Source organism: Maribacter algarum (ex Zhang et al. 2020) (genome assembly GCF_005885635.1).
GTDB lineage: Bacteria > Bacteroidota > Bacteroidia > Flavobacteriales > Flavobacteriaceae > Maribacter_C > Maribacter_C algarum.
Genome location: NZ_VATY01000003.1, coordinates 561592 through 575442, shown reverse-complemented (window position 1 = coordinate 575442; position 13851 = coordinate 561592). Strand labels below are relative to the sequence as shown.

The 13851-nt window shown below is 36.7% G+C and carries 14 protein-coding genes; 1 reads left to right on the top strand and 13 read right to left on the bottom strand.

Annotation, left to right across the window (positions count from 1 at the left end; translation table 11 throughout):
* Positions 1–9: 9 nt before the first annotated feature.
* The 3 genes from FEE95_RS16205 to FEE95_RS16195 all read right to left on the bottom strand — a co-directional run bounded on the left by FEE95_RS16205 (position 10) and on the right by FEE95_RS16195 (position 2872).
* Positions 10–246, bottom strand: coding sequence for a DUF1059 domain-containing protein (locus FEE95_RS16205; RefSeq protein WP_138659031.1), 237 nt, complete (start codon positions 244–246; stop codon positions 10–12).
* A 138-nt stretch (positions 247–384) separates the two neighbouring features.
* Positions 385–1575 carry a pyridoxal phosphate-dependent aminotransferase gene (locus tag FEE95_RS16200; RefSeq protein ID WP_138659030.1) on the bottom strand — a complete coding sequence of 397 codons (1191 nt, stop codon included), beginning with the start codon at positions 1573–1575 and terminating at the stop codon, positions 385–387.
* A 196-nt stretch (positions 1576–1771) separates the two neighbouring features.
* Positions 1772–2872 (bottom strand): fatty acid desaturase family protein, encoded by a 1101-nt coding sequence (locus tag FEE95_RS16195; RefSeq protein WP_138659029.1) that lies wholly within the window; start codon positions 2870–2872, stop codon positions 1772–1774.
* A gap of 120 nt (positions 2873–2992) precedes the next feature.
* On the opposite strand from FEE95_RS16195, the gene rsmG reads away from it, so the two are divergent.
* Entirely contained in the window at positions 2993–3649 is a 657-nt protein-coding gene (gene rsmG / locus FEE95_RS16190; protein ID WP_138659028.1) for a 16S rRNA (guanine(527)-N(7))-methyltransferase RsmG, read from the top strand.
* An 83-nt stretch (positions 3650–3732) separates the two neighbouring features.
* Here the strand turns inward: rsmG and FEE95_RS16185 are convergent, their stop codons facing one another.
* The 10 genes from FEE95_RS16185 to FEE95_RS16140 form a co-directional block, all read right to left on the bottom strand.
* Positions 3733–4710, bottom strand: coding sequence for a DKNYY domain-containing protein (locus FEE95_RS16185; protein WP_138659027.1), 978 nt, complete (start codon positions 4708–4710; stop codon positions 3733–3735).
* Between the two features lie 126 nt (positions 4711–4836).
* On the bottom strand, positions 4837–5355 hold the full coding sequence (locus FEE95_RS16180; RefSeq protein ID WP_238474602.1) for a DinB family protein: 519 nt from the start codon (positions 5353–5355) through the stop codon (positions 4837–4839).
* 108 nt (positions 5356–5463) lie between these two features.
* Entirely contained in the window at positions 5464–5841 is a 378-nt protein-coding gene (locus FEE95_RS16175; protein WP_138659026.1) for a hypothetical protein, read from the bottom strand.
* Positions 5842–5935: 94 nt separating this feature from the next.
* Positions 5936–7003 (bottom strand): hypothetical protein, encoded by a 1068-nt coding sequence (locus FEE95_RS16170; RefSeq protein WP_212748448.1) that lies wholly within the window; start codon positions 7001–7003, stop codon positions 5936–5938.
* A 22-nt stretch (positions 7004–7025) separates the two neighbouring features.
* On the bottom strand, positions 7026–8066 hold the full coding sequence (locus tag FEE95_RS16165; RefSeq protein WP_138659025.1) for a DJ-1/PfpI family protein: 1041 nt from the start codon (positions 8064–8066) through the stop codon (positions 7026–7028).
* 88 nt (positions 8067–8154) lie between these two features.
* Entirely contained in the window at positions 8155–9114 is a 960-nt protein-coding gene (locus FEE95_RS16160; protein WP_138659024.1) for a GlxA family transcriptional regulator, read from the bottom strand.
* A gap of 68 nt (positions 9115–9182) precedes the next feature.
* A complete protein-coding gene (pruA, locus tag FEE95_RS16155; RefSeq protein WP_138659023.1) occupies positions 9183–10811 on the bottom strand; it encodes an L-glutamate gamma-semialdehyde dehydrogenase in 1629 nt (542 codons plus the stop codon).
* Positions 10812–10913: 102 nt separating this feature from the next.
* The gene (gene apaG / locus FEE95_RS16150; RefSeq protein WP_138659022.1) at positions 10914–11300 is read right to left on the bottom strand and encodes a Co2+/Mg2+ efflux protein ApaG; all 387 of its coding nucleotides are present in this window, start codon (positions 11298–11300) and stop codon (positions 10914–10916) included.
* Positions 11301–11312: 12 nt separating this feature from the next.
* Positions 11313–12446 (bottom strand): DUF3667 domain-containing protein, encoded by a 1134-nt coding sequence (locus FEE95_RS16145; protein WP_138659021.1) that lies wholly within the window; start codon positions 12444–12446, stop codon positions 11313–11315.
* A 40-nt stretch (positions 12447–12486) separates the two neighbouring features.
* Positions 12487–13731, bottom strand: a complete 1245-nt coding sequence (locus FEE95_RS16140; protein ID WP_138659020.1) for a type IX secretion system plug protein — start codon at positions 13729–13731, stop codon at positions 12487–12489.
* Positions 13732–13851: the final 120 nt, after the last annotated feature.

The following is a 13851-nucleotide window of genomic DNA, read 5'->3' as shown; positions in this document are numbered from 1 at the left end:
GTTGCGAATTTAGTCTTCAGGCAAGGCATCGAATTCTCTTCTACGTTCACCAAACCAGGCCTGCATGGCTTCTGGGGATTTCATCAAGTTTTGCATGTTATTCATAGCTTCAAGATGTGCAGCGTCGCCTTTTTGAAACATTTCCATACCATGTTTTTTGCTGAGTTCGGCCATTTCTTCAAAAGTGTCTGCTTGAAATTTGGTATCGCATGCTCCTCCGAGCTGATTACAAGTCATCGTCTTCATCGTTTTGGTATTAGGTTCAATAGGTTGGTTTAAAGTTACTTAGAATTTAATTGAAATCTAAGAACTGCCTGTGATTTTTATTATGGATTTTGGTCTACAATTAAAATGCTAACACAGATTTATCATGAAAATGACGATTTAGGCTAAAGCTTTTTTTATTCTAGAAACCGCTTCGCGAATCTCTTTTTCAGAAGCCGCATACGAAATACGTATACAATCTGGATTTCCAAAAGCATCACCCGTAACTGTTGCCACATTTGCATTTTCCAATAAGTACATTGCGAAATCAGAAGCGTTGTTGATGGTGGTTCCATTTAAGGTTTTTCCAAAGTACGCTTTGATATCCGGGAAGACATAAAACGCACCTTCCGGTTCGTTACTTTTAAATCCTTCGATACTGTTTAATAATTCTAGAATTAGGGTTCTCCTTCCTTTGAATTCGTCAACCATAAATTGTACACGTCTTGGCGACTCTGTCAAAGCCATGATGACAGCGCGTTGAGCGATACAATTGGCCCCACTGGTAACTTGGCCCTGTAGTTTGTTACAAGCTCTAGCAATATAAGTAGGAGCGCCGATATAACCAATACGCCATCCGGTCATAGCGAAGGCTTTAGCAACTCCGTTTACCGTAACAGTTCTATCATACATATCATCAAACCCGGCCATTGAAGCATGGGTAGTAACTCCGTAGTTAATATGTTCGTAAATCTCATCACTAACAACGATAATCTGAGGATGCTTCTGTAAAATATCGGCCAACGCTCTTAATTCTTCTTGACTATATATTGAACCGCTTGGGTTGCAGGGAGAGCTATACCAAAGCATTTTAGTTTTAGGAGTAATTTCGGCCTCTAGTTGTGCAGGGGTCATTTTAAAATCAGTATCTATTGAGGTAGCTACTTCAACAGGGACTCCGCCAGCCAATTTTACAATATCGCTATAACTAACCCAATAAGGACAAGGCAAAATCACTTCATCACCATCATTCAGAACTACTTGAGCAACATTGTATAATGCTTGTTTCGCTCCGGTAGAAACAACTAACTGAGAGCGGTCATAGGTCAAGCCATTATCTCTTTTGAATTTGGTAATGATTGCGTCTTTCAAATCAACATAGCCATCCACTGGGGTGTATGAATTGTAATCATCATTTACCGCTTGAATAGCAGCGTCTTTAATATAATCGGGAGTGTTGAAATCGGGTTCACCTAAACTGAGTCCGATGATATCTTTTCCTGCAGCTCTTAACTCACGGGCTTTCGCTGCCATTTCGAGGGTTGCGGATGGAGTGACACTGTTAATCCTATCTGATAGTTGGTTGCTCATTAGAGTGCGAGTTTAAAATGCACAACAAAATTAAAACAATTACAATTCTTTGCAGCCGGAAAACAACATTGATTATTAACTATTTGTAGGCAGTTTGTGAATAGCGTAAAAACAAGTAGCTCAATAGTCGTAATTCAGCTTTTTTAAATGTCTGAAGGGATTATTGAGCTACAATAAAGTTGCTTTATAAATACAGTTATACTTGTAAAGCAGGCTGTTTTCCTAATTCTTTCAAATGCTTAAAATGAGAAAGAATAGCTTTTCGCGTAGTTTTATATTCGTTGTACGGTAAGTTAAATTCCTTTGCGGTTTCCTTTACTATTTTGGAAATCTTGGTGTAGTGAACGTGACTGATATTCGGAAAAATATGATGTTCCACCTGATGATTTAATCCTCCCGTAAACCAGTTTACAATCTTATTTTTTGTACCAAAGTTTACCGTTGTAAATAATTGGTGAATAGCCCATGTGTTTTTCATAGTTCCACTTTCATCAGGTAGTGGCGTTTGAGCATCGTCCACAATATGTGCTAGTTGAAATGTCACACTTAATATGACGCCAGCTACATAGTGCATGATAAAGAAACCAAGAAGAACCTTCCACCAAGCAATATCAACGAATATCAGAGGGAGTACAATCCAAATTGTCACATACAATAACTTGGTAATTACTAAAGTGCTCCAATTCACTGCAGGACTCGGAAGTTTACCATAAGAGAGTTTGCGTTTCGTGTAACGGTACATTTGTAAAAAGTCCGTAGTAATTGCCCAATTAAAAGTCAATAATCCGTAGAGAAATACCGAGTAAATATGTTGGAATTTGTGATGTTTTTGCCATTCCGCATGTTTTGAAAAACGAAGAATGCGACCCGCTTCCATATCTTCATCATGCTCGTGAATGTTGGTATAGGTATGGTGCAATACGTTGTGTTGTACTTGCCAATTGTATACATTTCCGGCTAAGATATAGATGCTACTTCCCATCAATTTATTGACCCATTTTTTATTGGAATACGAACCGTGATTACCATCGTGCATTACATTCATGCCAACACCGGCCATACCTACTCCCATAAGAATAGTTAGCAATAAATTGGCCCAAGTAGGAAGACCTAAAGTCAAGATGAGAAAGTAAGGTGTTAAGAAAATTGCGAACATGATAACGGTCTTTAGATGCAATCTCCAATTCCCAGTTTTCTTTAATTTATTTTCTTTGAAATAATCATTAACTCTTTTGTTCAAAGTTTTAAAAAACTGTGCAGAATCTTTTCTGGAAAATCGAACGGTAGTCTGGTTCATACTAAGCGTAATTTTTTACAAAGGTAAGGCAATAGAATCCCTATTTATCTGAATACTTTCCCAAAAAAAGAAAATATTAGTGCCTGTGAATATACTATTTTTGTTCAAATTTTAATTCGGATGGGGGTAGAAATAGTGTTAAAATATTTTCCTGATATAACTGAGGAGCAAAAAGAGCAATTTGGTCAATTAGAAAATCTTTATAAAGACTGGAATCAGAAAATCAATGTGGTTTCTCGAAAAGATATTGATGAACTCTACCTGCGACATGTATTACACTCCCTTGGAATAGCAAAAATTCAACAGTTTTTACCTGGAAGCGAAATTTTAGATGTCGGAACAGGTGGTGGTTTTCCAGGAATCCCCTTAGCTATTTTATTTCCTGCAACACATTTTACACTTGTTGATTCGATTGGAAAGAAGATAAAGGTAGTAGAGGAAGTGGTAGAAGGTTTGGGAATTACAAATATTACTCCTATAAATTCTAGAGTAGAGGACATTTCGACTGCGCTCAAAGTGACAAATGCCCAGTTTGATTTTATCGTCAGTAGAGCTGTTGCTGCAATGCCTACATTTACACATTGGGTTAAAGGAAAAATCAAAAAAGAATCAATTCACGAAAGACGCAATGGGATCTTATATCTAAAAGGGGGTGACCTCTCCGAAGAATTAAAAGATTATAGAACCGCTCAAATTTTTGATTTGCCCAACTTTTTTGAGGAAGAGTTCTTCGAAACGAAAAAGGTGGTTTATTTGCCTCAAAAATTCAAAGGCTAGTAGTTTCTGTAGATCTACTTGTTCAGTAAAATTATCAGCTCGTCAAATAATTGGCAAAAAGATTATCGGTTGTAGAGGGTTTCTTATTTTTCCTCAATTCGCTTTCCTTCGCGAAAAGCTCCATTTTTGTCCCCAATTTCCCATTTGCTAATTTTTCCGAAGGTAGTAGCATCAGCATCTTGTACTAGAGAATCTTTATAATAAACAAAGTGCTTATCCTTGATATACGAGGAGTTTTCTATGATTTCTACTTCTCGGTAATCCAAATCCTTTAATTGTGTTCCTCTATAAAAAACCCTTTCGCCGATTTGTATAAATGCATAGCTTAGTTGCGATATTTCTTCATTAGGGTTTCTGGGTATAGTTACCAGTTTTGTCTCATCCTGAGATGGATAAGTAACACTAAAAACCTTTGAGCTATCCGCCGCGAAATTGCCTTCATCAAAAACTTCAAATGAGTTGAGGTCAGCCTTGATAGATTCAAAATTTTCGTAGTAATGGAAGTAAACTCTGTTGATATCTTTGCTGAAGTAGTCATTTATGTTTTTAAAACTGGCATAGTCCACATCGATTAATGCATTTTTGTAAAAATGGTTTTGTTTGTCTTTTCCCCAATCCCAATTTAAACGTACATAAGTTTTAGGGTCGGCATGTTCAATTTTTTCAAATTTTGCAAAAGTCTTCTCAGTGCTGTACACTTTTTCAAAAGCATAAACATACTTTTTGTCAAAACCAATATGTTCCATGAAATCCCCTTTCTTTATGTGAAAGGACTCCAAATCCACCTTACCTGCTTCAACAGGGTTTTCCATAAAATATACTTGATTTCTATCTCGGCTTATAAATCGATTTAAAACCTCAAAACTCTCAACGTCGGCATTCATGGGCGAGTTACCCAGTTCAAACCAATTCCCCATTGGACTGTAGCGAATGTCGCTTTTCTCATTATTGTAATAGTGATTATCCGATTTTTCCACATCTACAGGTTCACCTAGTGGGCTACAGGCATGTGCCAGCCATAGTAGTGGAGCAAAAAACACTTTTATTAAAGTCTTCATCATGTGATGGTTACAAACATCTTACCCAAATGTTTGGTTGATTAAATTTAACGGTAAATAGATGAATAGATTGCATAAAAAAAGCCTCCTACTTATTACAAAGAGGAGGCTTTTTTAAACAAATCTTAGTTATTTACTCCAAGGTGGAACAACACCATTAGAACGAGCATAAGCAATTAATTGCCCTTTGTGTTCACCGTTGTGTTCCATCATGGCTAGAAGTCCGCCAAGTTTGTTCATTTTGGCAAAACCAAAATCAACTTCTTCATTTAAGGCAGCAGTTTCTACTTCTACAATTTTCTCAAGAACAAAGGCATTTGATTTTTTCAAAGCAGCTATGATGTTCTCTTTGCCTGTAATTTTACCTAAGTTCATCATATCAACATCCTCAGGTGGGGCAAAACCCATTTTAGAGGCTAAAAAGTAATTTCCTCCAGCAACATGCAAAAGAGCCTCACCTACCGAGTTTACACCTTCCATTGGTCTCCAGTCGTACTGCTCTTCTGAAAAGGCCTCAGCTAATTGTATGACTTGGGCTTGATTGCCGGTTAATACTGCCTGAATGGTAGTCTGTGCAAGGTTGTCTTGCGCTTGCATGCCATAAAACGATAGTGTCAAAATTGACATTAGTAAAAATTTCATTTTCATTTTAGTGTTTTTAAATTAAAAAATCAGTTACCTGAGGAAACTTACCAAATGTAATGAAATATTCAATGTTAACGTGCTTGGCTAGTTTTATTGTTCTTCACAAAGAGCTTAAAAATCTATGTTACAAACGAAGTTTTTGGGTTTCCAAATAATTACCTTATTTCGGATATCATCAAACCCGATGGGATTATCTTGTGTGTTAATCATAGTTCCTTCGCAATTGAAAAAAGGAATGGCCTTGTCAACAAAGGGGTTGCAATCTTCATAAACAAAAATATCTTCACCGTTGAATTCGGCTTGAATGATATAGCAATATTTCATGTCTTCATTAGGGTTCGCTTTTCTTCTCTCAATCTCAGTCCTCAACCATTCTAATTCTTGTATAGGATTATTTACGCCACAGGCTGGCATAATGGTGTCATCATTGTCCGAACAAGAAAGAAGTACAAACAAAATATAGAATAATGGTATAATAGTTTTCTTCAAAAAGATTTGTTTTAATACAGAAGAGATGAAAAAACAGAAAAAGGTTGCGCTTAAAGCCCTATACGCTCCCTATTTGGTGGCGCCACGTTCCTTATTAATTTTGGGAGTAAATGATGTGCGACGCGGCTTTTGACATTTTTCTGTAGTCATGCCCTACCTCTGGAACAATCTCTATTTCCCAATTGAAATTAAACTGGTGTAGGTTAGCAAAGGCTTTGGCTTGCTTGTAAAAATATTGGGCCCTTTCCAATCTGTGCAAGCCCTGTTTATCAGCTGTTTCTGAGCGCAACAAAGTCCCCCTAACTTCATGTTGGTTATCAAGTTCGCCCACAAGAATAATTAATCTTTTTTCGAATGCAAGTTTTAGGTCTTGACTTTTTATCCTTGTATTCTTTAAACCAAAAGGTAATTGCGAGTCGAAATTTGGTAACGTATAGAAACCTGAATTTGTTGAGATAATCTGATTTACTTTAGTGCTTTGACCGAATAGTGCCAAACGATGCAGAATTTGACCTCCGGCTGAATGCCCGAAAAGGTCATACTTATTTTGGGTAGATTTGGTGGCTTTTTTGACTAAATCGAAAATGCGATCAAAATCTTTGAAAATCCACTCATCTTGCTTTGGATTGACCTTAAAGGAAAGTTTACTTTCATCAATTTTTACCATATTCGAGTTCTTTACGAATTCTAGGCTCCTATCTAAATTTAAATCGCTTATCAGTCCGCAAAGATGATAGTTTTCAAAAGGGTAGTCTTTTTCTTGGTATTCCGGAGAAAGAATGAGTATTCCCTGTTTTTCAGCCTCATCTATCCAAGTATCGCGATATGCATTAGCATTTCTACCGGCTCCTGGAATTACAATCAACACTTTTGAATTTGAATTAAAAGTTTTTGGTTTATAGTAAAAAATTTGAATTGATTTATCCTTTTTGCTCTTTCCTCCCTCAATTAAAAATGTGCCTGAACCCTCCGTAATAGTAACCTCGTTCAAAATTAAAAATTCCTTTTTCTTAACTAGCGCCATGGCGCAATTTGTACAGGTGCCACTTGTTGTAAAGGTCAAAGCATCACAATTTAAATCGCAGGGAGGGCAAACATAAATCTGCGCCTGATTTTTGCAGGAGAATAAAAGTATCAAGAATACGACGTTTATAATTTTCATCTGTTAGAATTTCCTTAACGACTTAATTGAGTTTTGAATATACCTCCCCTTTTTGAGCTAAGGAATATCCGATAACTTGTCCACTTTCATTTCTTTTGAAGAAAACAGGCTCATTACGTACATCTGAGAAAACATCTCCATTTTCATGATAGACGGGGAAAGAAGTTTCATTGATGATGGCATTGAGGTCTTTTGTTTTGGAGTTGTAGACCAGATTGAATTGACTTCCGTTTTTGTATTCGTACCGACCTTCAAATTCCTTTAAAGCCTCCGAAGAAATAGTAACCTTATAAGGATTGTCTTCTGCCAACACCAAACCGTTACCAAGTTGCCAGTTATCGTATTCCATATAATAGGCTGTTCTTTTAGCAGCATTTACACCCTGCAGTTTTGCAACCAGGTGTAACGCACCATCAATACCAGCGGATATTCCTGCTGTGGTTATAACATTGCCATTATCTACGAAGCGTACATTTTTTCTAACAATGATTTTGGAATAGTTATTCGTCAAATCTTCAAGGGCATCATGAAAAGTAGTTGCTGTTTTACCGTCTAATATTCCCGCTTCTGCCAGTACAAAAGCACCAGTGCATACCGAAAAATGATGGGTTACTTTTTTTTGATTTTTCACCCATTGTATGACTTCGGTGTTTTGGGATGCTGCAGGGGAATTGCCTCCAAAAAATGCCAAAATATCTGCTTCCGGAGCATTCTCAATGCTATAATCCGGGGTAATGGTTAAAACCCCTTGAGATGTAATAGGTTTTTGATTCGCCGATACAATAAAAACCTTGTACCCGGCATATACAAACACTTCCATGGGGCCAGCGAAATCTAAGACTTCAACACCATCTTGTAAATAAAAAGCAATTGTTTTTGCAAGGTCTTTGCGAACTAAAACCATATTACAGTGTGTGCAAATGCCTTTCTCCTGATATTCGAAGTTATCACAAGATTGCTTGCAAGGTGGGCAAATATAAGTGTTGGATAGCGGAATTATGTTTTGTGCATTAGCAGGAAGAACTGTGCATAGTACTATTACGATTTTGAATAGCGATTTCATGAATTATCGTTTTTCGATTTGTCTCAAAGTTATGTCATGAGTGGCACCAAGGAAAGGACAACAATACGCAGTATTGGGACATATACACTTATGGTATGGAATGAAGTTCGGAGGAATGCTTTTTTAGCAAAGACCTAAGCTGGTTTGAGCTCTTTAATCCACAAGCAGTGGCAACAGTATTTACCTTTGCGCCTTCTGAAAGTAGTTTTAAAGCTAGCTCAACACGAAGTTTTTGTACATATGAACCAATTGAGATACCAGTTGTTTTTTTGAAGAGTCGGGTCAGATTTCTAGGGCTCATATGAACATCTTCTGCCAAAACTTCGATATGCTGTTTTTTAGAGATATTTTGTATCAATGACTCCTGAACTTGATGAATACGCGTTTCGATATGATTTCGGTATTGTAGAAACATGCTTAGTTGAGGATCACTTTCCGTTCTACGAAGATAGATTACTACTTCTTTGGCTATTTTAGCGGCAAATACTGTACCATAGATTTCTTCTAATATATAAAGCGCAAGATCAATACCGGAAGATACTCCTGCACTGGAATATATAGTGTTATGATGAACTAGTAATCTGTTTGAGAGCAACTTTGCTTTTGGGAATCTTTTTTGAAAATCATCAAAGTATTTCCAATGGGTCGTACAGTTTTTTTCATCTAAAAGACCGGCAAAGGCTAAGAGGTAAGCTCCAGTACAAACGGCACATATCTTAGCTTTTTGGCTTGCTTGATTTCGCAACCAAGTAAAGAAAGATTGTTTGTTTTTAATGAAATCCTGGGCAAAAAGGAGATTTGATTCTAGTCCTGGTACAAATAGAATATCATTTTGGGTCAATTCAAAACGATTAAAGGGCTGTAATTTTCCCATGGAAAGACCAGCGCTTGAAACAACTTCTGTTTTCTGGTCGATGCTTAAATAATAAATCTCAATATTAGAGCCATAGGTATTGGCTTCATAAAACAAGTGTGCAGGACCTGTAATATCTAAAAGTTGTACTTCAGGGGGTACAAGAAAGAATGCCCGAATAAGTTCGTTAAACATATGTTATAAAAATACCCGTAATTCCTTAAATCCAAAGAATTACGGGTAAATAATAGTAGAATTATAGATTACCCTAAAAACGGATACCTATAATCTTCAGGAGTTACAAATGTCTCCTTAATAAGTCTCGGAGAAACCCATCGTAATAAATTCTGCGCAGATCCAGCTTTGTCATTGGTTCCTGAGGCTCTAGCACCTCCAAATGGTTGCTGGCCAACAACGGCCCCTGTTGGTTTGTCATTGATATAGAAGTTGCCAGCACAATTTTGTAGTGCCTTAGTAGCTTCGTCAATAGCGTATCTGTCTGTGGAAAGAACAGCACCAGTTAATGCGTATTCTGAGGTTTCATCAACCAATTTTAAGGTCTTGCCCCAGTTTTTATCATCGTATACATATATCGTTACAACGGGACCGAAAAGTTCGGTCTCCATAGTTGTGTATTTTGGGTCTGTAGTTACGATAACGGTTGGTTCGATAAAATAACCTTTTGATTTGTCGTAATTACCACCAACAAGAATCTTGGCTTTCTTATCCTTTTTGGCTTGGTCAATATACTTTGCCAATTTGTCAAAAGAGCCTTCGTGAATCACGGCCGTAATGAAGTTCGACATATCTTCAGGTGATCCTGGAGGGTTGAAAGATTCAACGTCTTTTTTCACCAATTCCAGAATTCGCTTTGACTTAGACTTTGGAAGATATACACGTGAGGCAGCACTACATTTTTGTCCTTGAAATTCAAATGCTCCACGCACAATGGCCGTTGCTACTTGTTTCGGATTGGCTGATGAATGTGCCAAGATAAAATCCTTTCCACCGGTCTCACCAACGATTCTTGGGTAGGTTTTGTAAGTATGGATATTGTTTCCGATTTGTTTCCATAATTCTTTAAAAACGTGTGTTGAGCCAGTAAAGTGTATTCCTGAGAAATCTGGACTGGCCAATACCGTTTTTGTTATCATTATTGGGTCACCGTAGACAACATTTATTACACCGTCAGGAAGTCCAGCTTCTTTGAATACATCAACAATTACTTTTGCGGAAAAGATTTGACTATCGCTTGGCTTCCATACAACAACATTACCCATCATCGCTGCACTTGCTGGAAGATTTCCTGCGATAGCAGTAAAGTTAAAAGGAGTGATGGCATATACAAAACCCTCAAGTGGGCGATATTCAACTCTGTTCCAAATACCTTCTGCAGAATCAGGTTGTTCCTCATAAATTTGGGACATATATTCCACATTGAACCTGAGAAAATCAATAAATTCACAAGCCGCATCAATCTCAGCTTGGTGAATGGTTTTTGACTGGGCAATCATGGTAGCTGCATTGATTTTTGCACGATAAGGTCCGGCAATCAATTCTGCTGCTTTTAGAAAAATCGCTGCTCTTTGCTCCCAGGTTAAGTTGGCCCATGCGTCTCTTGCTTTTAAAGCGGTGTCGATTGCTTCGGTAACATGTGATTTATTGGCAATATGATATTTACCTACTTTATGCTTATGGTCGTGTGGAGGAGACATCGGTTTTGTCCTTCCCGACTTCACTTTCTTCTTGCCTATGTACATAGGTACTTCAACAGTTCCGTTGTAGTATGCTTTATATTGTTTAAGAACAGCGTCGCGTTCAGGAGTGCCCGGAGCGTAGCTTTTTATAGGTTCATTAAATGCAGTTGGTACTTGAAAAAAACCTTTTCCCATGGAGATAAATTTTTAAAATTTGAACTGGGCAAAGGTACGGAACCTTTGTTGTTTTTATAACAGAAACAACGAAAGAAGTTTGATATTTGAATTTGAGATTTTCTAGTTCAATGCGAATGGTGCACTAAACTTAAAAGTAGGAATGTACACTCTGAATTTCTCAGTGGAACTAAAATTTACCATATTATAGTAACCTCTCATAGCTCCTATAGGAGATGCCAAAAGACACCCTGAATTATAGGTGTGCGACTCGCCAGGTTTGATAACTGGTTTCTTACCAATTACACCTTCACCATCTAAAACTTCCATTTCGTTTAGTGCATCAAAGATTTCCCAATGACGTGAAGTTAATTGTACTGAATCTTTACTTTGATTCTCAATAGTGATTGTATACCCAAAGGCAAAGTGCATCTTGTAGTTCTTGAAGAAGGTGCCCTCAAAACTGGTATTGACTGAAACTTTTATGCCTTTTGTAACCTGTGTAATCATATTGCTTTTGTTCTAATAGGTAAATGCACTTCCTACCAATAAAATAACCGTTGCGAACATGGCTAAAATAAAGAAAATAGTATTTAGAAATACATATTTAACAATAGTTTTAAAAAATCCTTGTTTGTAGAACATCTTCATTGATAAAAACAGATAGACACCAAAAATCAAAAAGAAAAGCCATCCTGTAAATATGTTAAAAATAGAATCTACTAAAAAGCTAATTATGAGCAAGATAAACAACAATGATTGAATATGAAAGCCAAAGATAAGATGTTCGGTAAAGGTGTGTTTTTTTCGGATGTATGCTAACCAAATGAAAAAAGCGAACACAGGAAGGAAGAAAAAAATGACAAAAGGTAGACGTGAAATTACACTGCTTAAAAAACTGCCTGGTTGTTGTTTGAACCTATAAACACTTTTTGCAGCATTAAAAGCATATTGATTTTCACGAGAATCATCAATTTCATAATCAGGCGGAATCTCATCAAAACCATAAATATCCTTTTTTTCTAATAAGACAGTAAAGAATTCCCTTTTTGCACCAAACCTCTCTAGAAATGGTTTTTTCTTCAATTTGTTGAGATGCAAAGTTGGATCAGCCATCATAATAGAATCTCTTCTGTTAATGTTGGGAATAACATTAAGCGTATCTAAGGTTCTTAATAGTTCTCTGTCATCATTTTTTATTTCAATTGAATCTAGCTTTATTATTTCATCTGAAATATTGACTGAACTTATTTTATCGAAAAAGCTACTTTGTTTCCCAGCCCCATATTTGTCTAAATCAGAAATATTGTTGCTGAAGTTTATCATCAGAAAATAGATAATGGAAAGGCTTAATAAAAAGCGAAAAGGATTGGTGTACGAAACCCGTTTCCCTTTAATATAATCATGAGTTATTTTACCTGGTTTTGTTAGAAGCGCTGTAAACGTTTTAAGCAATCGAGAATCATAGGAAATCAAACTAGCAAAAAACTCATCAATAAAGTCTTTTAAGCTTAATTTCTTGGTGCTATTGGCTTGTGAGCAGTTGGGGCAGTATTTGTCGCTAACATCTAAAGGATGGCTACAGTTGGTGCATTCTACTCCGCGATATTGAAGTCCGTAACGACCTTTTTGCTTGAGTATTGGTTTGTTTTCCATCAGTGATTTTTGACGGTCAAATATACATTTTTGCTAGACGCTAATTGCTGATATTTCTTGAATTTGCGGAGCCAATACCAATGATGCTATCATAGAGATCTCCGAAATTGCGATAGTAGACTAAAACCAAATAGTTGTTTTCAGTAAAATGAAAGTTGCCGGATACTGTATTTAAATCAATCACATCGTCTTCACGCTTGATAACATATTTGTAATTATAAAACCCCTGCTTCATCATTACAATCCCTTCCATCAAACCAGTGTCTTCATTGTAGGTCATTTTGTTTTCATCGGTAAGAGCATAGTTATTGTGCTTTCCAAAAACATATACTTCATCTAAAGCCAACTCCTCTGCATAAGGTAGTTTGAAATGAATATTGGTGTATTCTGCTTCGCGAGAAATATCATCTCCCTGAAGTGTTCTAATTACAAAATCTCCATTTATATCTGGGTAGTAATTGTAAGGAATGCTGAATCGATAACGGTCTCTAAATAAATGATGGTGATAAATATCTTCTAGCTCAATATGAGAAATTACCGATGTTGGGGCTCGAAGGTCTTTCGTGTCAAAATTTAGAAATTCATTGCCGCCAAAAAAACTAGTTTCCTTATCGTATTTATATACTAACTCATTCCCTATGGTGAATTGAGGTGGCACATCGTAAATGGCTGTTGGCCAATGGTAATTCTGCAGAATGGCTATTTTCACTTCCTTTTTCGGATTTACCAATCGAAAACTGGAGGCATTAACATTAATGTGAACTACTTGTTTTTCGTTCAGATATTTGAAATCACGTGAGCGCTTTACAATTGCACCAACCTGAACGACATCATTGTAGACCACAAACCTTCTAGAAAATTGAAGCTCGTAGCTATCATTGTAAATTTCAATGACAAAATTTCCAGTAACTTTCAATCGAACATTCTCGTTGGGAATGGTCAATCTGTAATTTGAATAGGGTTGAAGGGTATTGTAGCTGTTGCCATAGTCAATGATACGTTGATTGTCAACACCGGTTAGATATTGTGATTTTAAAAGTTGCGAGGGTGTCCAGTCGTAATCACAATGCACTATTTTATAATAATAGTCTTGTTCATTGGCTAAGATATCATCAAATTCGAGTCGAATTTGCTCACCGATTTTGACTATAGGAAACTGATCTTCCGTAGGGCCTTTGAAAATAATCGATTTGATATTCTCTGGTGGATTTAACTCTTCCTGTACCTGTGCGAAAAGTGATGTTGCGAAGAGTAAAAAGAATATTTGTTTAAGGCTTGAGCGCATTTAGGGACTATTTTTTAAACAAAGGTAAACAAAAAGCATACCTAAAAAATTAAGCTCGTTGTAATGCCCAAATTTATAGGCAATAATTATGAAAACAAGCGTTTAAGTATTAGTTTTGCA

Coding starts and splice junctions, on each gene's coding strand:
- FEE95_RS16145 (WP_138659021.1), bottom strand. CDS start 12,446: ATGGAAAACAAACCAATACTCAAGCAAAAAGGTCGTTACGGACTTCAA.
- FEE95_RS16195 (WP_138659029.1), bottom strand. CDS start 2,872: ATGAACCAGACTACCGTTCGATTTTCCAGAAAAGATTCTGCACAGTTT.
- FEE95_RS16140 (WP_138659020.1), bottom strand. CDS start 13,731: ATGCGCTCAAGCCTTAAACAAATATTCTTTTTACTCTTCGCAACATCA.
- FEE95_RS16200 (WP_138659030.1), bottom strand. CDS start 1,575: ATGAGCAACCAACTATCAGATAGGATTAACAGTGTCACTCCATCCGCA.
- FEE95_RS16185 (WP_138659027.1), bottom strand. CDS start 4,710: ATGATGAAGACTTTAATAAAAGTGTTTTTTGCTCCACTACTATGGCTG.
- FEE95_RS16205 (WP_138659031.1), bottom strand. CDS start 246: ATGAAGACGATGACTTGTAATCAGCTCGGAGGAGCATGCGATACCAAA.
- FEE95_RS16160 (WP_138659024.1), bottom strand. CDS start 9,114: ATGTTTAACGAACTTATTCGGGCATTCTTTCTTGTACCCCCTGAAGTA.
- FEE95_RS16180 (WP_238474602.1), bottom strand. CDS start 5,355: ATGAAAATGAAATTTTTACTAATGTCAATTTTGACACTATCGTTTTAT.
- FEE95_RS16165 (WP_138659025.1), bottom strand. CDS start 8,066: ATGAAATCGCTATTCAAAATCGTAATAGTACTATGCACAGTTCTTCCT.
- rsmG (WP_138659028.1), top strand. CDS start 2,993: ATGGGGGTAGAAATAGTGTTAAAATATTTTCCTGATATAACTGAGGAG.
- apaG (WP_138659022.1), bottom strand. CDS start 11,300: ATGATTACACAGGTTACAAAAGGCATAAAAGTTTCAGTCAATACCAGT.
- FEE95_RS16170 (WP_212748448.1), bottom strand. CDS start 7,003: ATGAAAATTATAAACGTCGTATTCTTGATACTTTTATTCTCCTGCAAA.
- pruA (WP_138659023.1), bottom strand. CDS start 10,811: ATGGGAAAAGGTTTTTTTCAAGTACCAACTGCATTTAATGAACCTATA.